The 22,119-nt window shown below is 58.3% G+C and carries 22 protein-coding genes; 11 read left to right on the top strand and 11 right to left on the bottom strand.

The features are described 5' to 3' along the window. The 3 genes from ACIOWL_RS08730 to ACIOWL_RS08740 all read left to right on the top strand — a co-directional run. Window positions 1-358: LPXTG cell wall anchor domain-containing protein (locus ACIOWL_RS08730; protein WP_400383647.1), on the top strand; the 358-nt coding region annotated here is incomplete at its 5' end. A gap of 160 nt (window positions 359-518) precedes the next feature. Next, window positions 519-1,232 (top strand): DUF5819 family protein, encoded by a 714-nt coding sequence (locus ACIOWL_RS08735; protein WP_400383649.1) that lies wholly within the window; start codon window positions 519-521, stop codon window positions 1,230-1,232. A 29-nt stretch (window positions 1,233-1,261) separates the two neighbouring features. Beyond that, entirely contained in the window at window positions 1,262-2,302 is a 1,041-nt protein-coding gene (locus ACIOWL_RS08740) for an HTTM domain-containing protein (protein WP_400383651.1), read from the top strand. Between the two features lie 70 nt (window positions 2,303-2,372). On the opposite strand, the gene ACIOWL_RS08745 is transcribed toward ACIOWL_RS08740, so the two are convergent. The 3 genes from ACIOWL_RS08745 to ACIOWL_RS08755 all read right to left on the bottom strand — a co-directional run bounded on the left by ACIOWL_RS08745 (window position 2,373) and on the right by ACIOWL_RS08755 (window position 5,715). Then, entirely contained in the window at window positions 2,373-3,755 is a 1,383-nt protein-coding gene (locus ACIOWL_RS08745; protein WP_400383653.1) for an NAD-dependent succinate-semialdehyde dehydrogenase, read from the bottom strand. A gap of 265 nt (window positions 3,756-4,020) precedes the next feature. After that, window positions 4,021-5,082, bottom strand: a complete 1,062-nt coding sequence (gene mgrA / locus ACIOWL_RS08750) for an L-glyceraldehyde 3-phosphate reductase (protein ID WP_400383655.1) — start codon at window positions 5,080-5,082, stop codon at window positions 4,021-4,023. A 510-nt stretch (window positions 5,083-5,592) separates the two neighbouring features. Beyond that, window positions 5,593-5,715 carry a hypothetical protein gene (locus ACIOWL_RS08755; protein ID WP_400383656.1) on the bottom strand — a complete coding sequence of 41 codons (123 nt, stop codon included), beginning with the start codon at window positions 5,713-5,715 and terminating at the stop codon, window positions 5,593-5,595. A 153-nt stretch (window positions 5,716-5,868) separates the two neighbouring features. Between ACIOWL_RS08755 and ACIOWL_RS08760 the strand changes: the two genes are divergently transcribed. Both ACIOWL_RS08760 and hrpB read left to right on the top strand, forming a co-directional pair. Continuing rightward, complete coding sequence (locus ACIOWL_RS08760) at window positions 5,869-6,654, top strand: alpha/beta fold hydrolase (RefSeq protein ID WP_400383658.1); 786 nt, start codon at window positions 5,869-5,871, stop codon at window positions 6,652-6,654. Continuing rightward, window positions 6,651-9,221 carry an ATP-dependent helicase HrpB gene (hrpB, locus tag ACIOWL_RS08765; protein WP_400383660.1) on the top strand — a complete coding sequence of 857 codons (2,571 nt, stop codon included), beginning with the start codon at window positions 6,651-6,653 and terminating at the stop codon, window positions 9,219-9,221. The genes ACIOWL_RS08760 and hrpB overlap by 4 nt, the downstream gene beginning before the upstream one ends. 63 nt (window positions 9,222-9,284) lie before the next feature. On the opposite strand, the gene ACIOWL_RS08770 is transcribed toward hrpB, so the two are convergent. Both ACIOWL_RS08770 and ACIOWL_RS08775 read right to left on the bottom strand, forming a co-directional pair. After that, window positions 9,285-10,517 (bottom strand): acyl-CoA dehydrogenase family protein, encoded by a 1,233-nt coding sequence (locus ACIOWL_RS08770; protein ID WP_400383662.1) that lies wholly within the window; start codon window positions 10,515-10,517, stop codon window positions 9,285-9,287. 100 nt (window positions 10,518-10,617) lie between these two features. After that, window positions 10,618-11,307 (bottom strand): TetR/AcrR family transcriptional regulator, encoded by a 690-nt coding sequence (locus tag ACIOWL_RS08775; RefSeq protein WP_400383664.1) that lies wholly within the window; start codon window positions 11,305-11,307, stop codon window positions 10,618-10,620. 153 nt (window positions 11,308-11,460) lie between these two features. Here ACIOWL_RS08775 and ACIOWL_RS08780 point away from each other — a divergent pair, with 153 nt between their 5' ends. Continuing rightward, entirely contained in the window at window positions 11,461-11,892 is a 432-nt protein-coding gene (locus ACIOWL_RS08780; RefSeq protein WP_400383665.1) for a hypothetical protein, read from the top strand. Window positions 11,893-11,993: 101 nt separating this feature from the next. Continuing rightward, complete coding sequence (locus ACIOWL_RS08785; RefSeq protein ID WP_400383667.1) at window positions 11,994-12,233, top strand: CsbD family protein; 240 nt, start codon at window positions 11,994-11,996, stop codon at window positions 12,231-12,233. A gap of 122 nt (window positions 12,234-12,355) precedes the next feature. On the opposite strand, the gene ACIOWL_RS08790 is transcribed toward ACIOWL_RS08785, so the two are convergent. The 3 genes from ACIOWL_RS08790 to ACIOWL_RS08800 form a co-directional block, all read right to left on the bottom strand. Then, window positions 12,356-13,822, bottom strand: a complete 1,467-nt coding sequence (locus ACIOWL_RS08790; protein WP_400383669.1) for an MFS transporter — start codon at window positions 13,820-13,822, stop codon at window positions 12,356-12,358. A gap of 61 nt (window positions 13,823-13,883) precedes the next feature. Next, complete coding sequence (locus tag ACIOWL_RS08795; RefSeq protein WP_400383671.1) at window positions 13,884-14,882, bottom strand: PhzF family phenazine biosynthesis protein; 999 nt, start codon at window positions 14,880-14,882, stop codon at window positions 13,884-13,886. 94 nt (window positions 14,883-14,976) lie between these two features. Continuing rightward, window positions 14,977-15,516, bottom strand: a complete 540-nt coding sequence (locus tag ACIOWL_RS08800; protein ID WP_400383672.1) for a hypothetical protein — start codon at window positions 15,514-15,516, stop codon at window positions 14,977-14,979. Window positions 15,517-15,719: 203 nt separating this feature from the next. Here ACIOWL_RS08800 and ACIOWL_RS08805 point away from each other — a divergent pair, with 203 nt between their 5' ends. Beyond that, window positions 15,720-16,817 (top strand): mechanosensitive ion channel family protein, encoded by a 1,098-nt coding sequence (locus tag ACIOWL_RS08805; protein WP_400383674.1) that lies wholly within the window; start codon window positions 15,720-15,722, stop codon window positions 16,815-16,817. Window positions 16,818-16,902: 85 nt separating this feature from the next. Here ACIOWL_RS08805 and ACIOWL_RS08810 read toward each other — a convergent pair whose 3' ends face one another. Further along, window positions 16,903-17,547 carry a YqaJ viral recombinase family protein gene (locus ACIOWL_RS08810; protein ID WP_400383676.1) on the bottom strand — a complete coding sequence of 215 codons (645 nt, stop codon included), beginning with the start codon at window positions 17,545-17,547 and terminating at the stop codon, window positions 16,903-16,905. Window positions 17,548-17,611: 64 nt separating this feature from the next. Continuing rightward, window positions 17,612-17,872 carry a glutaredoxin family protein gene (locus ACIOWL_RS08815; RefSeq protein WP_400383678.1) on the bottom strand — a complete coding sequence of 87 codons (261 nt, stop codon included), beginning with the start codon at window positions 17,870-17,872 and terminating at the stop codon, window positions 17,612-17,614. A 131-nt stretch (window positions 17,873-18,003) separates the two neighbouring features. Between ACIOWL_RS08815 and ACIOWL_RS08820 the strand changes: the two genes are divergently transcribed. The 3 genes from ACIOWL_RS08820 (at window position 18,004) to ACIOWL_RS08830 (ending at window position 21,312) form a co-directional block, all read left to right on the top strand. Continuing rightward, window positions 18,004-18,741, top strand: coding sequence for an ABC transporter ATP-binding protein (locus ACIOWL_RS08820; RefSeq protein ID WP_400383679.1), 738 nt, complete (start codon window positions 18,004-18,006; stop codon window positions 18,739-18,741). Continuing rightward, on the top strand, window positions 18,738-20,063 hold the full coding sequence (locus tag ACIOWL_RS08825; RefSeq protein WP_400383681.1) for an FtsX-like permease family protein: 1,326 nt from the start codon (window positions 18,738-18,740) through the stop codon (window positions 20,061-20,063). Before ACIOWL_RS08820 ends, ACIOWL_RS08825 begins: the two co-directional genes overlap by 4 nt. A gap of 190 nt (window positions 20,064-20,253) precedes the next feature. Further along, a complete protein-coding gene (locus ACIOWL_RS08830; protein WP_400383683.1) occupies window positions 20,254-21,312 on the top strand; it encodes an ABC transporter substrate-binding protein in 1,059 nt (352 codons plus the stop codon). Between the two features lie 3 nt (window positions 21,313-21,315). Here ACIOWL_RS08830 and ACIOWL_RS08835 read toward each other — a convergent pair whose 3' ends face one another. Next, window positions 21,316-22,113, bottom strand: a complete 798-nt coding sequence (locus ACIOWL_RS08835) for an MBL fold metallo-hydrolase (RefSeq protein ID WP_400383684.1) — start codon at window positions 22,111-22,113, stop codon at window positions 21,316-21,318. Window positions 22,114-22,119 lie beyond the last annotated feature (6 nt).

Here is a 22,119-nt window from a genome sequence, read left to right on the forward strand (position 1 = left end):
GAACACGGATGCGAACACTGCGGATAACGCTGGTGAGAACACCGATGCGAACACGGATGCGAACACTGCGGATAACGCTGGTGAGAACACCGATGCAAACACCGATGCAAACACTGCAGACAATGCGGCTGAGAACACCGATGCAAACACCGATGCGAACACCGCAGAAAACGCTGGTAACAACAACGGTGCGAACAACAGTTCCGATGGCGGAAACAAGCCGAATGACAAGGATTCCGACAACGGCAAGCTGGCAGATACCGGTTCCAACGGAGCACTGCTCATTGGCGCTGGCGCAATCATGCTGGTTCTCTTGGGACTTGGTGCCAAGGTAATCTCGCGTAAGCGCAAGGCCTAACCCACTAAGGGTTAGGTAAGAAGAGGAAGGGGCATCTTTGGATGCCCCTTCCGCTTCACTATTTGTAGGCCGAATTCTCTCTAGCTATCTGTGAGAAGTCGTAATTAAGAAGGGCCCAATGCGGCAAAGACGAACGAAACCCAGGATTCTTTCAGTTACTGTGCTACTCATCGCAGGGCTACTGGCCTTGGCGCATATCGGAGCAACGCTGGCTTTCACCGGCCCGTCAACACCGATTAAGAGTTCGCTGCAGCCGGGGCTCAATAAATACTTTCTGGGCCCGCTGGACCAAGGGTGGAGCCTTTTTGCTCCGGGCCCATACTCGCAAGACGAGTACTTCACCATGAGAGCCTGCCTATCAAGTGCAGAAGTCTGTGCCGGCGGGGCGAAAAATGGCGCTGAATTCACTGAATGGCGTGACGTTACCGCCGAAGAAATGGTATCCAGAGCTGGAAACATGTTTTCGAATCGAGAAGCCAAGCAATCAAAGGCCATCCATGGGCGGCTTTGGGGTGCCGCTTCTGATCTGAGCAGCGAAGCCCAGAAGGAAATCGGGAAACCATTCGTTTTGGGGAAACCTGTTTTTGGTGTAGACCTCGATTCAGCTGAAGCCGCCGAGAAATATTCGGCAACTGAACGCTCCAATCTCCGTGCCTACAAGCGTATGGAAGATACCGCGGTTGGTTTCGCAACACTCTATGCGCAGGAACAATGGGGTGGGGCTTCGATGGTTGAGATCAAGTTGCGGCGAGAATCCGTGACCCCCTTTGCCCAGCGCCACAACGATGATTACCAGAGGCAGGTCTCTGAAAAATATATCGGCTGGCGCGATACGAAAGAATTTGACGATCAAGTGTTGGCGGTTTGGAAATGACTATGACACCAAATCAGAATCCATCGGTCATGCGATGGGCAAAAGCGCAGCTAGGCAAGCCGCAAGCAATCCTTCAATGGCTGTACAACTGGTTTACCGCTGACCGGAAAGCATCATACGGACTGGCCGTGATGCGCATGGCATCAGGAGCGTTGATCCTTGGCTGGCTACTGGTCAACATCCCGGTCGCATCAAAGATCTGGGGACCCGGTTCAGCCTATCTGGAACCGTATCGGTCCGTACTCGGTTACAAATGGCCGCTGGATATTCTCCGCGACGCGGGGATGAGTTTTTTCGTCGTTTGGTACGTCGTCGCGATCCTGCTTGCTTTCGCATTCATGATTGGCTGGAAGACCCGCTTCATTACGCCGCTGCTTTTCGTTTTCTATACTGCAATCAATGCGCAGAACACCCCGATCTCTGATGGCGGAAACTACTTCATCCGCATCATGCTGATCTACCTGATCTTCGCAGATCTGTCTCAGCGCTGGTCCGTTGATTCGTGGCTGCGGAAGCGCAAAGGAAAAAAGCGACGTGAATTTGAATTCGCGACGATCCTGCACAATGTCGCTCTTTGCCTGGTAGTCGCTCAGCTGTGCATCGTGTATTTTGAAGCCGGGATGTACAAGATCCAAGGCGCGCTATGGCAAGACGGAACCGCGATGTACTATCCGATCAGTTCCGAGGCCTACGGGATCTTCCCATGGCTAAGCGAGCTGATCACATGGAATACCTGGGCGGTAGTACTGATTACCTACTTCACCGTGATCATTCAGGTCGCATTCCCCTTCATGCTCTTCAACAAGATCAGTCGAAGGATCGCGCTCTTGGCGGTTTTGGGAATGCACATTGGGATCGCCGTCGTGATGGGCCTGCCATTCTTCTCGGGGATCATGGCCTCGGCCGATGCTGTATTGGTTTCCAGTGCAACGTGGTTGACCGTCCAGGCGTGGCTGCTAGGTTGCTGGCGAAAGGTGTTTGGCAAGCGTCGCAACACTGAAGTTATGCAGCGCTCCGAAGAATCCGAGCATGATGACCAAGAAGCTTCAAAGGTGCCGGTCTCATTGTAAAAATATTCAAAACGACTAGGGGTGAGCTTCCAATCGGAAGCTCACCCCTAGTCACTTAACCTCGAAGGTCTTATTCGCCTACGTAGAACAGGCGCTTGTTCACGAACTCTTCCATGCCCAACGGTCCAAGTTCACGGCCGTAGCCCGAACGTTTCACGCCGCCGAAAGGCATTTCGGCTCCTTCGGCGCTGGCGATGTTCACGTTGGACATACCAACCTGCAGCTTCTGGGCGACCTTTGCTGCGCGAGCTTCATCGGTGGAGTGCACCGATCCGCCCAGACCGTAAATGGTGTCGTTGGCAAGCTCGGTCGCTTCCTCGTCGCTGGTGACCTTGTAGACCACTGCCACCGGACCGAAGAGCTCTTCGTAGTACGCGCGCATCTCCTTGGTGACCCCGGTCAGTACCGCAGGGGAGTAGTACGCCGAGGGACCCTCGTGCAGCACGCCGCCGGCGTGAAGGGTGGCGCCCTTGGAGACCGCATCCTGAACCTGCGCGTGCAGATCTTCGGCGGCCTTGCGTGAAGACATCGGAGCGAACGAGCCGTCCTCGTCCTTCATCGGGTCTCCGGCCTTCAGGCCCTCGGCACGCTTGGTCAGCTCGGCAACAAACTCGTCGTAGATGTCCTCCATGACGATCATTCGTTTGTTCGAGTTGCAGGCCTGGCCGGTGTTGTCGATGCGGAAACCCCACGCGGTGTCCACGATGCCCGAGACATCATCTGAATCCAGCACCACAAATGGATCTGATCCACCCAGTTCCAGCACTGCCTTCTTCAGATTGCGTCCGGCCTGCTCGCCAATGATCGCGCCGGCACGCTCTGAACCGGTCAGGGAAACACCTTGGACACGGCTGTCAGCGATGATGGTGGAGATCTGGTCATGGGTGGCAAACACGTTGTTGTACACGCCTGCCGGAACACCTGCCTCATCCATGATTTCCTGGATTGCCAGGGCCGAGCGAGGGCAGGATTCTGCATGCTTGAGCAGGATGGTGTTGCCCAGCATGAGATTCGGTGCGACGAAACGTGCGACCTGGTACAGCGGGAAGTTCCACGGCATGATGCCAAGCAACGGGCCTACCGGTCGTTTCTGCACAATGGCTTTGCCACCGGAGAAGGATTTGATTTCCTGGTCCGCAGCGAGGGTCGGGCCCTCGGTTGCGAAGTACTCGAAGATCTCCTGGCAGAACTGAGCCTCGCCGACGGCTTCAGAGAGCGGCTTGCCCATTTCGGTAGTCATGATCTTGCCCAGCTCGTCAGCGCGCTCGGCAAAAAGTGCTCCGACTTTGGAAACGAGTTTGGCACGTTCGTTAATATCAACGTCCTGCCATGACTCGTAAGCGGACTGAGCAGCTGCGAGGGCCTGATCGATCTGCTCATCGGTGGCAACGTCGAATTCCTCGACTACCTCGCCAGTCGCCGGGTTCAAGACCTTGTAGGTTGGGGCGCTCATCGATGCTCCTGTCTGTGTGCATGTTGGTCGGTTTTACGCGAACGTAGCTTGTTGTATTGAACTATAGCCAATAAATGAATGTAATTCACTTCATATCGCATCCACACTGAGCTTATCGATACATCTATGAATCCGCTAGCAAGGGATGGTGCCGCTAAACGAACTTTCACTAGGGGAGTGTCGAGAAGCAGAAAATGTCGCACTACCTAAGAATTTTCAGGTAGGTGCGACATCTTAAGCTGCAAGGTCGACCCTTGCGCGTGAATTAGCTGATTGCGGAGGTCTTCCACCAGTCAATTCCTGCATCGCCCTGGGCGATCTGCGCGATCTCCTCCAGCTCGGCCGCGGTGAATTCAACATTTGTTAATGCGCCGAGGTTTTCATCCAGCTGCTTAGTTGAAGACGCGCCAATGAGCACCGAGGTCGCAGCGCCATCACGCAGAAGCCAGGCGATGGACATCTGTGCAAGAGTTTGGCCGCGGCGCTGAGCAACCTCGTTCAGGCTGCGAATCTTGGCAAGGTTTTCATCCGTCAATTGGCTGCTGAGTGTGCGTCGACCGCCTTGGCGTTCAACGTCGGTGGTGGTGAGGTATTTATCGGTCAACAAACCCTGCGCCAACGGGGTGAATGCGATGGACCCCATGTTCTCCTCGGCTAGCGTCTGCAACAGGCCGTGCTCAACCCAAGGATTGAGGATGTTGTAGGACGGCTGGTGGATCACCAATGGTGTACCTAGGTCATTGGCAATCGCCTTGGCCTGCGCAGTGCGCTCGGCCGAGTACGAGGAAATTCCCACGTAGAGTGCCTTGCCAGAGCGAACTAATGTATCCAGCGCCCCGATGGTTTCTTCCAGCGGAGTTTTGGGATCGAAGCGGTGTGAATAGAAGATGTCGACGTAGTCCAGGCCAAGTTTGTCCAAGGACGAGTCGCAGGAGGAGATCAGGTACTTGCGTGAACCCATGGTTCCGAAAGGTCCGGCCCACATGTCGTAACCGGCTTTGGATGAGATTACTAGTTCGTCGCGGTAAGGCTTGAAGTCCTTACGCATCATGCGTCCGAAGTTCTCTTCGGCCGACCCGGCCGGAGGGCCGTAGTTGTTGGCGAGATCAAAGTGTGTGATTCCGTGGTCGAAAGCGTGGCGCAGCACTTCACGCTGGGAATCGAAGGCCCGGTTGTCACCGAAGTTCCACCACAGTCCCAGGGACAGCGGCGGCAACATGAGTCCGGAGTTGCCGACGCGACGGTAACCGAACTGGCCATAACGCTCTGCGGCTGCCACGTAAGGTCGGTGGGTGTCGTTGGCGGAGTTAAAGATCTCGTATTCCACGAAAAACCTCTCTGCCGGCGCTGGCCGGCCGGTGTGCTGAAAAACCTCTTGGCTCCACCATATGTCAGATTTTTGACCGACAGCGGGCATGGGTGTGAAACGGGGCAACTTTGTTGATATTAAACGAGTTCGCCGCCTGCCTGGGAGCGGGCGGCGAACTCAGCGGCGCGAATGCTTGGGGGACCATTCGCGCCCTGCGGATGCATAGCTTGGGGGATTTATGCACCAACAGCCGGTTTGACCGGTATTTGAATTCTATCTTTGCTCATATCAGAGGGTATTTCGTTTCTACAAAATATGGCTAGAGGATAGAGAATTCTAACCAGGTGGCTATGCGGGTCTTCTGGACGTCGCATTAAATGAAGAACCGATCGCTCAGGCCAAGGAGGTAACGCCTGCGCGATCGGTTCTTCTTAATCACTCGCACCTTGAGAAGGTACTACCGAGCTTATGGGCTGAGGCTTGAAATTGCCTGACAGTTAGGTGTGCGGGAGCTTATGCCCGTCACGGCTAGTAGTTGGAAGGTGGGTCGGAAGCTGGAAAAGACTCGTCTTCCCACTCTTCGACGAGCTGTTCGTCATGTTCATCATGCAACTTCTTTTCGAGATCCTCTTCGCTGGGTTGTTCACTCATCTTGTTCCCCTTCCGTTGCTCACCTGTTGTGGCTGGAGAATTACCAGACCACCATATCTTCAGTGTTCTCCTTCTTCCGCGCCTTGTCGAGGGGCGGGGCGATCTAAGGATTTCGCTGTCAGGAATGGACACGATTTAATCTAAGGTATGCCGATGATCAAGAACCCTGCCGATGGTGCTGAAATCTTTTTCGATGATGATGCTGCCGATGGAGAGCCGATCCTCTACCTTCACGGATCAGCTTTGTCCCGGTCGATTTGGCGAGGATTGGGGTACACCAAGACCTTGGGTGCGGGCTACCGAAACATCCGGATGGATCTACGCGGGCACGGCCGGTCTTCCAAGTCCCATCATGTTGCCGACTACACGATGGACAAGGTCATGGGCGACATCCATGCGCTCCTTGCACATCTGGGACTGGACTCGGTTCACGTTCTCGGGTACTCCTTTGGTTCGCGCACCGGGCTTCACATGGCGATGACCTCGCCAGAAACCGTGAAGACCTTGATCATGCTTGGCGGAACGTTTGAGATTACTCCGGGGGAAATTGGGAAACTGTTTTTCCCCGGATACCTTGAGGTGCTGCGTGCAGGGGACATTGAAGGGTTTGTCACCGGCCAAGAAACCCGCGGGCGGTTGGACCCAGCTACCCGTATGGCCTTCAAATCCAATGATCCCCTCGCCTTGGCCGCGTACTATGAAGCGGCCGAGACGCTCCAGAATATTGAGTTGTCTCAGCTCTCGCAGGTTCGTATCCCCACCCTGTTGTTGATTGGCACCCAAGACCAACCACGCTTTGACCAAAATAAAATCATGGTTCGAACGATGCCCGATGCACGGATGGTGGCGCTGCCTGGGCGAACGCATGGAAGTACCTTGTTCCCTATTGAACCGGTAGTCCAAGCCATTGAGTCTTTCTGGAATGGGCGTCGCGGGTGAGTCCGGCGAACTTTGACCTAGAGGCGATCTCAGAGGGACTGGCCTTCGGACCCAGCCGGCACGAGATCTACAGCAGTGTCGAGTCCGACCCAGCGGCACCTGTGGTGATCCAAGCGCCTCCAGGCTCGGGTAAAACCACGATTGTTCCGCCCACCGTGGCCAATGCCTTATGTGCGCGAAACATGGGCGGACGCGTTATCGTGACCCAACCGCGCAGGGTCGCCGCCCGCGCCGCAGCCCGGCGTTTAGCCCAGCTGGATCAGTCAAAGCTCGGTGACCGCGTGGGTTACTCGGTGCGCGGTGAGCGGATGCTCAGCGCCCAGACGAAGGTCGAATTCGTCACTGCAGGTCTCATGCTGCGGCGTCTGCTCGCAGACCCGGACCTGGGCGGTGTGAGCGCATTGATCATCGACGAGGTCCATGAGCGCTCAATTGATACGGACCTCCTGCTGGCCATGTCCAATCAGGTTTCGCAGTTGCGCGATGACTTCACGCTGATTGTTATGAGCGCTACCGTCCACGCGCAAGAACTTTCGCAACTGCTCTCCCGCGAGGGACCGGCGAAGGTACTCAGAGCCCAGAGCGCGCAGTTTCCGGTACACGAACAGTTTGATAGTTTTACCGGACAGCGCCAAAACGAGCGCGGGCTCTCGCCTGACTACCTCAGGCATGTGGCGCTGACCGCGATTAAACATTCAGCGTTGGCCAATGAACACACCGATCACCCCATTGATACGTTGGTATTCCTCCCCGGCGTGGGGGAAGTGCAGCGGGTGTGTGCGCAACTTGAGGCCAGTGGGGCCAACAGCTTCGCCCTGCATTCGCAGATCTCTTCCGGTGAACAAGATGCAATTCTCAGTCTTCCGCCGGTGAGCGAGCCGGCCCGGATCATTGTGGCAACCTCAATTGCCGAATCCTCGTTGACTGTGCCGCGAGTGCACCTGGTCGTGGATGCCGGCTACGCCAGGGAGCCCCGGCGCGATGAGGGTCGTGGTTTCAGCGGGCTGGTGACCGTGGTGGCGAGCCGGGCCGCGGCCACGCAACGGGCTGGCCGAGCTGGGCGTCTGGGCCCGGGCATGGTGGTGCGCACCTTGGATCCAAAGTCCTATGCGGCTGCTCCCGCGCACTCGACCCCGGAAATTCGTACCGCGGATCTGGTGGGCGCAGGGCTGTCCCTTGCCGCCTGGGGCGCCGAGCGCGGCGAAGGGCTTCAGATGTGGGAACATCCGCCGCAGGCCGCCATGCTGGCAGATGAACAGGTGCTGTATGCGCTCGACGCCGTGGATCAGTCCGGACGGATCACCAGTTTGGGTGAACAGATCTCCACGATCCCCGCGGATCCGCGCACAGCTAGTGCCCTGTTGAAAGGAACGGAGCACTTCGGCGCACCCGCCGCGGCCGAGGTGGTGGCAATGCTGACCGGTGCGGAACGGGCCAGCAATGCTGACGTTGAAGAATTGCTCAACTCGCTTCGGCGCACCTCGCATCCCGGGCATCGAAGCTGGAAGCAGGAAACGAAACGGTTGACGGCTATGGCGCTGGCAGGCAAACTCCGTGCTGCACCGGCAGTGGATTCCTCCGGGGCAGTGGCGGGCATCTGCGCACTTGCCTATCCGCAGTGGGTTGCGCGCCGGATGGCTCCGGGAGAATTTTTGCTGGCGTCCGGAACCCGGGCTTCGCTGCCACGCGGCAGCCACCTGGATCATTTCGAATACCTGGCGGTGGCCGAGGTGTCCCGCGCCGGCGCCGGGGCAATCATCCGCCGGGCCGCCGGAATCGACTTCGAACTGGCCAGGGAGCTGCTGCCGCAGCTGTATCACAGCAAGGACACCGCGCAGCTGGTCGAGGGCAAGGTCAGCGCCCGGAGGGTTGAATCCTTTGGCTCCATCGAGCTGTCCTCCCGGCCCATCAAGGTCAGCCAGGAACTTGGCATTCTCGCCGCGCACACCGCGCTGAGTGAACAAGGCCTCGCCGTCTTCGGGGTGCAGGAAGGCTTCGAGGTCCTCCGCCGCCGGATGGCCGTAGCCTTCCGGCTGTTGGGGGAGCCGTTTACGGCGATGGATGAAGACTCGCTGATTCACCGTGCCGATCAATGGCTCACCGAGCCGCTACGACGCCTGGCCGCGGGTCAGAGCACAACAAAGATCGACCTGGAATCTGCGCTGCGCACGCTGCTTCCGTGGGAGCATGCGCATGACTTCAACGAGCTGGTTCCACCTCGGCTTCAGGTGCCTTCGGGTTCCAGGATCACGGTTCACTACCCTGAGGTGGATGAAACTGGTCCTGCGGTCGTCTCGGTCAAATTGCAGGAGTGTTTTGGGTTGAAGGATTCACCGCGGCTGGTTAACGGAAAGCTCCCGGTGCAGTTCCACCTGCTTTCACCTGCGGGGCGCCCGTTGGCAGTGACCGATGACCTGGACAGCTTCTTTAATGGACCCTATCAACAAGTGCGCTCCGAAATGCGAGGGCGGTATCCGCGCCATCCATGGCCGGAGAATCCGTGGGAGCATGTGGCTACGGCTTCAACCAAAAACCGCCTGAAACGCGAGGCCGGCGGACAGGGTTAAAGCGAGCCGGGCCCTGCGCGATGCGCAGGGCCCGAAATCCAATGGTGTTTGCCTTTCGGCAGTCTAGGCGAACGCAGAGAATCCGGTGATATCGCGGCCCATGATGAGTGCCTGAACCGTTTCGGTACCTTCGTACGTGTGCAGCGCTTCCATATCGGCGAAGTGGCGCGCCACCCGGTTGCTGGTCAGGATGCCGTTGCCGCCCAGCAGGTCACGGGCGTTGGACGCCACCGAACGAGCGGTCCGGGTCGCGGTGTATTTTGCCAGCGACGCCTGTGGCCCGGTCAGGGTTCCGGCGGTTTCGCGTGTGGTCGCTTGCATCACCATCAGCTGAATCGTGGCCAGCTCCGACTGCATCCTGGCCAAACGTTCCTGCACAATCTGGCTCGCCGCCAGCGGACGCCCGAACTGGATGCGCTGCTTGGCGTAGTTCACCGCGCTCTCATAGCATGCGGTCGCATGGCCGACGGCCGCCCACGCAACTCCCAAGCGGGTGGCAAACAATACGCGCGAGGTATCTTTGAAGCTCGTGGCTCCGGGCAGTACGTCCTCATCCGGAACAAATACCTCATCCATGCGGATGTGCGCCTGCCAGATGGCGCGCAAGGACAGTTTGTTGGTGATGGTGGTGGCGCTGTACCCCTGGGCATCCTGATGGACGATGAATCCGCGAACCTTGCCTTCCTCGTCGCGCGCCCAGACGATGCTGATCCCGCCGATGGAGCCGTTTCCGATCCATTTTTTCTCACCGCTGAGCACATATCCGCCTTCGACCTTGCGGGCCGCGGTTTCCAAGGAGACGGAGTCGGAGCCGTGTGTCGGCTCGGTCAGCGCGAATGCTCCGGGAAGCTCGCCGCTGAGCATCCGCTGACCGTACGTGGCGATCTGTTCCGGGCTCCCGCAGTAGATCACCGAACGCAGTGCCAAACCACCCTGGACGCCGATGATCGTTCCCACCGAACCATCTCCCCGGGCCATTTCCATATTGACCAGACCGGCAGCCAGCGGGCTCATGGCTTCGCGGCCCTCAATGGCCAGTCCGTCGCGCAAGAGATCGGCATCGCCCAGTTTGGTGAGCAGGTGCAACGGGTATTCGGCCTTGTCCCAGTATTCGTGGATGTCGTTTTTAACTTCTTCAAGCACGAACTTCCTCGCCTTGGCACGCCAGCTGGCATCGGCCTGGTTCAGCCCGTCGAATATCCCGGTTGGGTCGATGTTGACAGTCTCTGACCACAAGTCATACTCGGGTTCGGTGACTCCGGTAGGAAAGGCGAATCCGGTGTGCGGTTGGGTCATCTGAGGGCGCTCCTTATGGGCTGAGGTAGAACTTCTATCCCCAAGCCTAGTGGAACGCAGTGTCATGTCAAGATACTAAGTTTCAATTTGTGGGTTTGGCTCAGTGTTGTTGCGCCTTGAGCGCTTGGCTGACCGCATCCAGAATCGACTGCTCGTCAGCTCCCGAGGACAGCACCGAAACCACCACGGTTCTCGCCGATTTCTCCGGCTTCTTCGCGGCATGCTGAGGCTGGAGCACATCCTCGAAACGCTCAAGGAAGCTCATGACATCTTGTGCGAGTTTGGTTCGGTCGGTGCTGTGCGGATCGCGGAGCCACATGCGCAGGTGGTCATTGTGGATGGCCACCAGACCGGCACTCAGACCGAGTCCCAGCGCGCGGGCTGCGGGGGTGGATACAAGTTCCCGACGGCTCAGGAACCGATAAAAGGCCCGCTCATAGCGGTGCGTGGAGACAAGCTCGCGTTCGCGCAAGGAGGGCACCGATGACAGCAACTGGTGGCGCAGTTGGGCGGCCTCGGGATTTGCCGTGTATTGGTCGAACACGACGTGAGCGGTGTCGATCAGCGTCTGCTGGGCATCCACCGAGGACGAGGCGAGTGTGGTCTCAACATGGGTGATGATCATTTCCTGATCGGCAAAAACCATGTTTTCCTTGGAGCCGAAACGGCGAAAAAACGTTGATCGTGAGATCCCGGCCGCAGTGGCCAGCTCGTCGACGCTCGTCGCGTCGAAGCCCTGGGTGATTAACAAATTAAGGGCAGCTGAAGGTACCGCGGAAGAGGGGATCATGATTCAAAAATTTAGCATGTTTCGCCCAGCTGATTTCTTGTTCTTCGCTGAAAACGACGCGCCAAAGATTGTGATCACCCAGGTCGGTGGCTACGCTGAACAACAAGGCAACCGACTCGAGTTGTCATCAAAGGACTTAAGGAATGAGGCCCCATGGGAATCTCGATCGCAAACGGGGCGCTACGTTTGGTCAGTGGCGCATTCATCCTCAACAGCGGAATCAACAAGCTGCGTCTGGACGAAGCCAGCGCCGCTGGGCTGCAACAAATGGCTTCTAACGGAATCCCGCAACTGGGCGAACTTGATCCGGCCTCCTTCGGGAAAATGCTTTCCATCGGTGAAATCTCGCTGGGCAGCGCACTGTTATTGCCGCTGATTCCGTCGCGTCTTGCAGGATTAGGCCTGGGAGTCTTTTCCGGCGCCCTGCTGGCCAGCTACCTGCGCACCCCGGGCATGACCGAATCTGACGGAATTCGACCGACTCAGGATGGCACCGCCCTGGCTAAAGATGTCTGGTTGGCCGGTATGGCTGTGGCGCTGATTTTCAGTCGCCGCTCCGCCAAGAAGGCCAGGAACAAAAAGTAATTTGTCAAAGTTCTTGATGTGGCTTGGTGCAACAGCATAGATTAATTCTTGAATGACCTGTTTTCCTTGGTCACAACCGGTTTGGCGATGAGGAGAGTTGTATGAGTTTCTTGGACGACGCAAAGAAAAAGCTGGGCGAGGCAGTCGAAAACGTGAAGGAATTCGCGGGCGATGCGGCTGAGAACATCAAGGAGTTCGCAGAAGACGCAACCGAAAACGTCAAGGAGTTCGCTGCGGATGCAACCGAGAACGTGAAAGAATTCGCTGCCGACGCACAAGAAAAAATCGGTGAGAAGGTTGATGAGTTCAAGGGCGGAAATAAGCCCGAGGGAGACGCCTAACTCAGCGAAGCACCGCTTCTTAGAGGGTTTTCACAAACGCATCAGAAACCAACTGCCCCCGACCGTGAAGTTCTTCAAGGTCAGGGGCAGTGGTGTGTCAGGGATAGCAATCACCGTGTGGGCTATTTGGTGCCGAGTTTCTTTTCGCTCGGGTGGGACTTGAAGAAGAGCACCGCAAAAATTGCCGCCAGCGCTACGATGCCCGGGAGCAAGAGGGCCTGGCCAAGCCCGAGCGAGGTGGCTTCAAAAATGGCGCCTTGGTCGGCGGGTTGCTGCAGTTCGCCGATATTGGCGGAGATCCGCGAGTCCATCATGAAGGCAATCAGCGCCGAACCCAAAACAGACCCGATTTGCCGGGTGGTGTTGTAGATACCCGATCCAGCCCCCGCATCGGAAGCGGTCAAGTCGCGGGTGGCGGCCAGGGAGAGGGACGGCCAGATCATCGCCGAGCCGATTCCCTGAATCGCGGATGGAATCAGCAGCATCCACAGTGGAATCTCGGCGTGCATCATCAACGCGTAGGCGATGGTTCCGCCGCCCATCAGGGTAAAACCGGGCAGTGCGAAGGTGCGCGGATTGAACTTGTTGATCTGCTTGCCGATCATCGGCGCCATGATGATGCCAACGATTGCCATTGGCGAAATCATGAGTGCAGACTGGGTCGGTGTCAGTCCGCGGACATCCTGGAGGAAAAAGACCATGGGCAGGCTGATGGTGGCAATGGCCAAACCCATGAAGGTAATGGCGATGTTGGCCAACGAGAAATTCCGGACCTTGAACAGGCGCAAGGGAACCAGTGGCTCGGCCTTGGTTTTGGACTGCCACCAGACGAACAGCACCATCACCAGGATGCCGAAAATGATCAGGTGCCACGCGCCAAACGGGCCGATGAACGGTTCCCAGTTGGTGGTGTCACCTTCCTGAATACCGTATACGAGGCTGAACATGCCGACGGCCGACAAAACCACGCCAACCCAGTCGAAGGAATGCGCCTGAGGCTTGAGTTTGGGGACAAACTTGAACACCATGGCAATGCTCAGTACAGCGATCGGGATGTTGATAAAGAAGATCCATTCCCAGCCGGCTGAGTCAACCAGCAGGCCTCCGGCAATGGGGCCGACCAGCGAGGCGATACCTGCAACGGCGCCCCAAACACCCATGGCGGCCCCGCGGTGCGCGTAGGGGAAGAGCCGGGTGATCATGGTCATCGACTGCGGCGAAATCAGTGCCGCACCCAAGCCCTGCACGGCGCGGGCCAGGATCAGCGAACCCAAGGAGGTCGACAGCCCGCTCCACAGCGAGGCGATGGTGAAGATGACCATGCCGATGAGGTAGATGTTGCGCGGACCGAAGCGGTCACCCAATCTTCCGGTGACCAGCAGCGGTACGGCGAAGGTGAGAAGGTAGGCGCTGTTGATCCACAGAATGCTGGAGATATCCGCATCCAGGTCGGCCATGATCGCTGGCATGGCAGTATGGACAATCGTGGTGTCCAAAAGGATCATAAAAAAGCCGATGACCAGTGCCCAGAGGGCATTCCATGCGGCTTTTTTGTTGAATTCGGTGGGAGGGTTAGCTATTTGTGGCACTGGTCAAGACTAGTGCGTTCGGCCAAAAATCTAAATGAATAGCAAGACTATTGAACGTGAACTAGTCGAAACTCACACTGCCGCGCACCTTGGTCGCCACATCGCCACTGACCCAAACACCTTGTTCATCTGCTTCGATATGCAAGATCGCGTCGCGCCCCACCCTGGTGCCTTGGCGGACGGTGTAACGCTGCGGAGCATAACCGGTCTCGGTAAGCCAAATGCCGAAGGCTGCATTCAGGCTTCCGGTGGCGGGGTCCTCTGGAACCGCTTCGCCCGGTACAAAATTGCGCACCTCAAAATCCGCTGGCGGTTGCATCACCACGGAGCCGAAACGTTCCTCCGAGCGTTCAACGTCCGAAGAATCCAGCGGGATTAATTCTTCGCGCGTACCGGAGACCCGGGGGATCACCGAGTCCCGCGGCTGCCAGCTGCTATGCGAGACACTTGCCGCCGTGTAAGGGCCAATGACTCCAACTTCCAGGCCTTCCAACGCCTCGAAATCGGGTTCAATACCGAGCACTACATCTGCATCTCGCAGAACCAAGCCAGCCGGTTGCGGGCCATTGACCAACCATGAATGATCTACAACGTCCTCGGGCTTGAGTCCAAGCCCTGAGATGGCCCATTGCAGGACATCAGGTTCCAGCGGACCCGAACGGGTTAGCGGAGGAGCGAGGAATGCCAGACGCTGGGAATGTTCGGTGCTGCCAGCACGCTCGACCCGCAGCTGGATGAGGCCGCTGCGGCACTCCTGCACCAGGTAGCCGCTGGGGCCTGGCTGGCCACCGGCCTCAAGCCACGCATGAGCGGCGCCAAGGGTCGGGTGGCCGGCGAAAGGCAGCTCGGTGGTTGGTGTGAAAATGCGGATCGCGTAGTCCGCTTCCTCTTCGCTCGGTTCAACAAAAAACACCGTCTCGGCCATGTTGATCCAGGTGGCAAACCGCTGCATCTGGGCGTCGGTGAGTTGGTGCGCGTCAAAAACCACGGCCAAACCGTTGCCGTTGAATTCGGTGGCCGCAAAAACGTCAACCTGCTGATAGGCAAATGTGCTGCTCATACATAGCATCGTGGCACATTAATCAGCAGGTTGACGGGGTGTTACGCGGTACGTCACGCAAAAAGCGTGAAACCGCTGCGATTATTTTTCTTGCTCACCACTGGTGGGCGACATCAACAACGAGCCGTGAGGAAGTCCCTGGGCCGTCGAGCAGGAATGCGCGCATGGGAAGCCGGGCGCGGGTGGAGACCCCCAGCAGTGTTTCACCTTCGAAACTACCCAGCCAAACCTGCTGCTTGAAGGTTTTGTAGTTCAGCGTTTTCACCTGGGCACCTGGATTGTAGGAGGTGCTTGCCGGTGCATGAAGTTGGATCTGCAACTTCGCCCCACCGGTGGTTTTGACTTCAATACCCGAAGCTATGCCGAGAAACTTGTCAACGTATTTCACGGTGAAACCGGCAGGCTTGGATTTCAGGTCGATGACCATGCGGTCGTAGCAGGTGTGCTGACCGGTTCGCACATTGGTCAGGGCAGAGGTAGTGGACAAGGTCTTGGACTTAGCCAAGGAACCCCAGTAAACGGTTGCGCAGGTAGCGGCCGTGGTTGCAGTTGGAACTGCTATAGCTGCGGGCGTCATTGCCAGCATGGCTGCCGTCGCCGTGGTGGCGAGGATTCCGAATTTAGTTCGGCGCACGGGGATCACCGGCTTTCTGTGGTTGCGCCATCCGGCCGATTCACGGGGCCGGTCACACTACTAAAACGCCGCCGTACCGGAAAGGCAAGGGGTTGGAGGAAATGGAACGATACCGATATTGTTCCGTGACGGGCTTGAAAACGTTCCCCGTGGCACCAGCGGCTACACAGCTCACGGCCAGAGGCTTATGACATGCTTTAACGATGACTCCAACACCTGCCGCACCTATCGATGAGACCGTCGAAGATGTCATTCAGGCCTCCAATTTCCTGCCCGAAACGTTGCAATTCTGGGTAGTTATAGCTATTGGTGCAGTAGTTGCTGCGATCCTCACGGTCGTTTTCAGCAGCGTCTCACGCCGGGTTCTGGATCGGATGGGCGCCCCCGCTGGGACCGTCAAGCCGACCCGGATTCCGTTTTTCGCCACCATGACCTCGATAGTCCTGAAATCGGTTTTTTCGATCTTCTACCGCGACAAGTCCTGGTACAACGCCTGGCAGTTCGTCATCCTGGCGGTGCTGATCTTTTTCCTCACCTGGTTCATCATCAGTGTCGTCAAGGTCATCGAAACGACGCTGCTAGCTCACGTTGAATCCAGATTCGGCACGGGCCGGAAGCTCGCCAAGGTACGTACCCAGGTGGGGCTTCTGCGCCGGGTGCTGACCGCGGTGCTGTGCATTTTGGCTGTCGGGGCGGTGCTGCTGTCCATTGAGCAGGTCAGGGCCTTGGGTGCCGGAATCCTGGCTTCCGCAGGTCTTGCCTCGGTGGTGGTTGGCCTTGCCGTGCAGTCGACGTTAGCGAATGTTTTCGCCGGGATTCAGATCGCCTTCACCGACTCCATCCGGGTGGAAGACACCGTGGTGGTTGAGCAGGAACGTGGAACGATTGAAGAAATCACCCTGTCCTATGTAGTGGTGCTGTTGCTCGATGGTCGACGCATGATCCTGCCGTCCACCTACTTCACCACGACACCTTTTGAGAACTGGTCACGTCGAAGCAGCGAGATCTCCGGCAACGTGGTGCTCCAGCTCAAACTGAATGCGCCAATCGACTACCTGCGCCAGCGCACCACCGAACTGCTTGAATCATCGGACTGGTGGGACGGGCGCAGCAACGCCCTAAACGTGACAGACGTCCAAGGCGGACTTCAGACGTTGACCATATTTTTATCGGCACGCAATCCATCAGACCTGTGGGAGCTTCGCAACATGATCCGGGAAAAGCTGCTGAGCGAACTGGTCAAAAGTTATCCCGAGTGCCTGCCGGACCCCCGGACGCTACCGAATACCCCGGCCGCCTGATCATTTAGCTGAAAAATCCCGCGGAAGACCTGAGCTTGGCTCGGCTGCTTCCGCGGGATTTTTATTGTTCGAGATTGGATGAAGGCTAGAGCCGCAACGCGGCCGGACCGTAATCGTCGTAACGCTGCTGGCGTGCGGTGGCCTCGCGCAGCGCCGAAATCAGCGACTCCGCCTTATCGATCAGGTCCTGAATTAGATCGTCATCGCGTTCAACCCAGAGGTATTCCGGGATATCACGCAAGGGAACAAAGTTATCGTGTTCTTCCCATACGAACAGGGTGCGTTCGGCACCGATCACATGTTGCTGCCAGAGAACCTGGCGAAGATAGTTTTTCGGAATCTTCTTGAATGGTTTGTTGGTGGTCTTGATTTCCGAGAGCACCGGGACACCTGCGGCGTCGAAGCCCAATCCGTCCGGGGTCGCCAGATGCAACCGGGAGTGCTGGGAATGGAACAGCTGGGTGGAGGGGAAGATATTGAAGTTCTCCTGAACCCAGGCCGCGATCACCGGTTCGCGTTTACGTCCGTGGTCCGTGTAGGGGTTGCCGGAGAACCCGTTACCGTAGAGCTTGTCCCAGGCGGCGTTCTTGATCGACTTCTCGGTCGACAACTTGGCGACGTCGGTCGCGGTGATGCCTTGGGCTCGGGCCCGGAGCCATTCGATGCGGTTGGACGAGTCAGCTAGAACTCGTTCGAAGCATTCATGGCTGACACCGGGCACTGTAATCACGTGCTCTATTCTCCACCATCAAGGGGGTCCAACCGCGCATCTTCGGCGTAAGGCTCGCGTGAGGCTAATCGCTGGCCTGTGCGATGGCGGTCAATAACTGGTTCAGCGTAGGTGGTTGTTCGCCGCGAAACTTCTGCTGACCGTCAACCATCAACCGGATCACCGGGGTCGAAGTGATACCCAGGGCTTCGCCGCGGGCGACCTGCTCGACCACGTTGATTTCTTCAACTTCCAGCGTGGGAAGCAGCTGCTGGGCGCGGTGCACCACCTGGCGGGTGCTCACGCACGGCGCGCAAAAAGGCTGTGAATAGAGTTCCAGCTTCATGGGTTTGGTTTTCCTCCTGCCAAGGGATAAGCCGATGCGCTGCCGGACTCATACCAGGGTAGGTGTCCGTGCCCGATGAGTTCGATCCTTCAGGCGATGGCAACGGCAGGCAACCTTGAAAACATAGCATCATGCTAGAAAATTCCTTGCCACGCCCCGTCGTGATCGCCGCCCGCGGACTCTACCGAAGCTTCGGGAGTACCGTGGCCCTGGACAATGTAGACCTCGATATCCATCTGGGCAGCTCGCTGGCCATCATGGGCCCCTCCGGGTCCGGCAAGTCGACGTTGCTCCATGCGCTGGCCGGCATTGACCTGCCAGATGCCGGTCGAATAACCCTGAATCGCTCGGGCTCCGGCCCGGTGCAGCTCGAATCCTTGAAGGACAAAGCCCGAAGCGCCCTGCGCCGCGAAGCGTTTGGATTCGTTTTTCAATCCGGGTTGCTCATCCCGGAACTCACCGCCATCGAAAATGTGGCCATGGCATTGATGATCAATTCCGTGCCACGAGCCAATGCGATGGATCGCGCCGGACGTGCACTGCAGCAGCTGGGGCTGGCTGGGATGGAAGATCGGCGCCTTGGCCAGCTTTCCGGCGGGCAGCAGCAACGGGTGGCCATCGCCCGCGCCCAGGTGACCGGGGCGAGTGTGGTGTTTGCCGATGAACCGACCGGTGCACTGGACTCGGTCACCTCGGAAGAGGTCCTTGAAATCTTGCTTGAATGCACCGTCGGTGCCGGGAAATCGCTGGTGATGGTCACCCATGATCGGTCGGTAGCAGCACGCTGCGACCGGATTGTTCACCTGAGCGACGGGCGGCTTGTCGACGGCAACGTAAGCCACGGACGCCAGGGCGGAGTCCGGTCATGAACTCCATCTACCTCGCTTGGATGTTGGGGCGCTCCTCCTCCTCACGCAGCAGCTCGCAGATCCTGACCATCAGCGCCTACGCCATGGTCAGCGCGATGTTATTGATAGTTCTTGGCGGCGCCTACTCATTCACCAGTTTTGAACTCGAAGCCCAGGGAACATATCTGCCCCTGGGCGGCCTGGCAGTTGTCTTGCTGGCGGTTCCGCTGATGGTGCTCGGCGCGGCCGCGGCGGCGTTATCGGCACGGACGCAAAACCGTGCGCTGTCCTCATTGCGGCTCTTGGGCGCTACCGGTGAGCAGATTCGCCGTATTTCCCTTTTGCAGGCCGCTGGCACCGCCTTTCTGGGTGCGCTAGCGGGTGTGGTGCTGTATCTGGCTGCTTCTCCGCTGGTTTCACTGATCCCATTCCAGGGTTCCCCGCTGGGAAGCGCACTGTATTTGCCCTGGTGGATGGTGGCTATCACCGTGGTGATCATTGTCCTCTTGGCCGTAGTGAGCTCGCTGGCGGGGCTGCGTAAACTCATCATTACACCCTTGGCCGTCGCAACCAGGCAAAACGTTCCCGTGCCAAGCTGGATCCGGGCGCTGGTCACGGTTGCCGGCGTTGCGGCCCTGTATTTCATTTTTACCAACGTTGGAATGATCAGCCAGGAACTTGGCACCATCATTGCGGTGATTGTCCTGGGATTCGGATTCGGATTGCTGATCCTGAACCTCATCGGCCCCTGGCTGGTGGCCCTGGTGGGCAAAAACAAACTGAAGACGGCCCAAAAACCTGAACAGCTCTTGGCCGCGCGGATGATCCTTGAAAACCCCGCCGAATCGTGGCGTCAGGTATCCGGGGTTGCCATGGCGTCCTTTGTCGCGGTGGTCGGGGGCAGCGGGGCCGCCCTGATGTCCGCCGGCGGCGAGCAGCAATCAACCGGAACCTGGGCCGATTTCCTGCCGCAAGACATCCTGACCGGTGTGCTGGTGACCCTGGTGATCACCTTTGTTTGTGTCTGCGCGTCCGCCGCCATCTCGCAAAGTGCGAGCACCCTGGACCGTGCGGACCTTTACGACGGGCTGCACAAATTGGGGATGAGCTACCGGGTGATGAATGCCGCTCGGGTGAAATCCCTGATGATTCCGGCGCTGAGTGTGTCGATTGGTTTCGCCATCGCCTCCGCGGTCCTGGTGCTGCCGTTGGCAGGAATCGCGGTGTTGACGAACCCGCTGGCGGTGCTGATCATTGCTCTCGCCGTGGTGCTTGGGCTTTGCCTGATCCGCGTGGCAATCATCGTCGCCAATCCGCAGCGGATGCTTGCACAACGTGCCTAGTCGGTGAAATTCAAGTGTCCACAAACGGCAGGTGGAAGCCTAAAAATCCGACTTTTGTGATGATTAGCGATTGGCCGTCTTGTGTATTGCATAGAAAAACGAGTATTCTGGCCTGTGGTTCGGATAGGTTTACCTTACTTATCTGGGCCATGCACTTTACGGAACCTCGCATAGTCTGGATAGCCTTCCCATGAACATCTCGCGCCGCGCCGGCATCTTCGCCGCCTCCACCGCCATCCTTGCCCTGAGCCTGACGGCCTGCGGTTCGAGCTCCGAGCCGAACACCGATGCTTCGGGTGAACCTTCGGCCTCGGCAGACTTCAGCCCGGTCACCATCAAAAACATCTACGGTGAAACCGAGATCACCGAGGTGCCTGAAACCATCGCGACAATTTCCTGGGTCAACGCCGATACCCTGCTGGCCCTGGACACCGTTCCGGCCGGCATGGACATCGACACCTACGGACAGAACGCCAACAACTCCACGGACTGGAAGGACGCAGCGCTTGAGGAACTGGGCACACCGATCGGTTCCGAGAACGCACCAACCCAGTTCGATATTGCCGACGGCATCGACTTCACCGGCATCGCCGAACTCAAGCCAGACGTGATCTTCGCCCCGTATTCCGGAATGACCCAGGAAGACTACGAAAAGCTGGAAAAGATCGCCCCGGTCATCGGCCCGATCGAAGCCAACTACACCACCAGCTGGCAGGACGCCACCGAAGCCGCCGGGCAGATGCTGGGCAAGCAGGACCAGGCAACCAGCCTGATCTCAGAGATCGAAGGCAAGCTGGCGGCCGTGGGTGAGAACAACCCGGCGGTGAAGGAATCAACCTTCATCGCAGCGGACCTCTCCTCCCCGGAGACCTCCTACGTGTACTCCACCGGAGACACCCGTCCCCGCTTCCTCACCGCACTGGGCATGACCCAGGCTGACTACGTGGATGCCAACGCCGCCAAGGACGCCTTCTACTTCACCGTCTCCCCGGAGAAGGTCAACGAATGGGACGCAGACGTGGTCTTCGCCTCCGCGCTCGCCGGCCAGAGTATTGACGACGTGGTGAAGGCCCAGCCGCTGTTCGGCCAGATTCCTGCCGTGAAGACCGACTCCGTGGCATTGCCGGGCACCGATCAGGCTACCCTGTCGATCTCCGCGGCTTCCCCGCTGTCCATCGAATGGGCACTGGAGAACGTGGTTCCAAAGATCGTGACCGCCGCTGAAAACGCGTCGGCCGCCAAAAAATAAGTTCTAGTCCGTCCGCGACAAATAGTGCAATTGCGCTTCCAGGGAACGACTCGCCGCGCCGGCCAGGCGCGGATCCAGGTCGGGGTAGACGAGCTCCAGCAAATCGGCTGGATGCACGTGGGCTCCGGCCTTGCCGAGTTTTTCCAACGCGGACCGCACCTGGTCCAATCGATCCTCGCGGTGCGCCAAGTAGGCGTTGAGCAGCGGGTGCGAATGCTCGTGCTGCCCGCCATGCGCCGGATGCAGCGGCATGTCCGGCAAGGACAGCAGCCGCTGCAACGAGGCAAGGTAGTCGGACAGGGTGCCGTCGGGATGGTCCAGGATCGTGGTTCCGCGGCCCAGGACCGTATCCCCGGTAAACAGGTGCTCTTCCGTTCCCCGGCGCACAAAACAGACCGAATCCGAGGTATGTCCCGGGGTGAACTCCACACTCACCGTGATTCCGGCGCCGTTGATCTCCTCGCGGTCGGTGAACACCTCAGCATTGCGGCAGAACTGTTCAAGCCGCGCCCGCACCGGGGCGCCGGTCAATTCATGCAGCCGATCAATTCCCGCGGTGTGATCCAGGTGCCGGTGCGTAATCAGCACCAGTTGCACGTCGTACAGCGCCAGGGCCTGCAGGTGCTCCTCCAGCTCGGGTCCGGGATCAATCACGATGACCGGGAGCTGGGGAGCCAGGGTTTGTCCGGGATTAAACAGGAGGTAGGAATTGGTCCCTTCAAGGGTCATTTCCGAAGGGTTATCGGCACGCAGCACCGCGATACCGGGTGCCAGAAGGCTGGGGGCAGAAACATGATCCATAGCAAC

Origin of the sequence: Glutamicibacter sp. NPDC087344, assembly GCF_044744225.1 — a bacterium.
Classification (GTDB): domain Bacteria; phylum Actinomycetota; class Actinomycetes; order Actinomycetales; family Micrococcaceae; genus Glutamicibacter.

Coding starts and splice junctions, on each gene's coding strand:
- ACIOWL_RS08740 (WP_400383651.1), top strand. CDS start 1,262: ATGCGATGGGCAAAAGCGCAGCTAGGCAAGCCGCAAGCAATCCTTCAA.
- ACIOWL_RS08745 (WP_400383653.1), bottom strand. CDS start 3,755: ATGAGCGCCCCAACCTACAAGGTCTTGAACCCGGCGACTGGCGAGGTA.
- ACIOWL_RS08755 (WP_400383656.1), bottom strand. CDS start 5,715: ATGAGTGAACAACCCAGCGAAGAGGATCTCGAAAAGAAGTTGCATGAT.
- ACIOWL_RS08760 (WP_400383658.1), top strand. CDS start 5,869: ATGATCAAGAACCCTGCCGATGGTGCTGAAATCTTTTTCGATGATGAT.
- ACIOWL_RS08770 (WP_400383662.1), bottom strand. CDS start 10,517: ATGACCCAACCGCACACCGGATTCGCCTTTCCTACCGGAGTCACCGAA.
- ACIOWL_RS08775 (WP_400383664.1), bottom strand. CDS start 11,307: ATGATCCCCTCTTCCGCGGTACCTTCAGCTGCCCTTAATTTGTTAATC.
- ACIOWL_RS08780 (WP_400383665.1), top strand. CDS start 11,461: ATGGGAATCTCGATCGCAAACGGGGCGCTACGTTTGGTCAGTGGCGCA.
- ACIOWL_RS08785 (WP_400383667.1), top strand. CDS start 11,994: ATGAGTTTCTTGGACGACGCAAAGAAAAAGCTGGGCGAGGCAGTCGAA.
- ACIOWL_RS08795 (WP_400383671.1), bottom strand. CDS start 14,882: ATGAGCAGCACATTTGCCTATCAGCAGGTTGACGTTTTTGCGGCCACC.
- ACIOWL_RS08805 (WP_400383674.1), top strand. CDS start 15,720: ATGACTCCAACACCTGCCGCACCTATCGATGAGACCGTCGAAGATGTC.
- ACIOWL_RS08815 (WP_400383678.1), bottom strand. CDS start 17,872: ATGAAGCTGGAACTCTATTCACAGCCTTTTTGCGCGCCGTGCGTGAGC.
- ACIOWL_RS08820 (WP_400383679.1), top strand. CDS start 18,004: ATGCTAGAAAATTCCTTGCCACGCCCCGTCGTGATCGCCGCCCGCGGA.
- ACIOWL_RS08825 (WP_400383681.1), top strand. CDS start 18,738: ATGAACTCCATCTACCTCGCTTGGATGTTGGGGCGCTCCTCCTCCTCA.
- ACIOWL_RS08830 (WP_400383683.1), top strand. CDS start 20,254: ATGAACATCTCGCGCCGCGCCGGCATCTTCGCCGCCTCCACCGCCATC.
- ACIOWL_RS08835 (WP_400383684.1), bottom strand. CDS start 22,113: ATGGATCATGTTTCTGCCCCCAGCCTTCTGGCACCCGGTATCGCGGTG.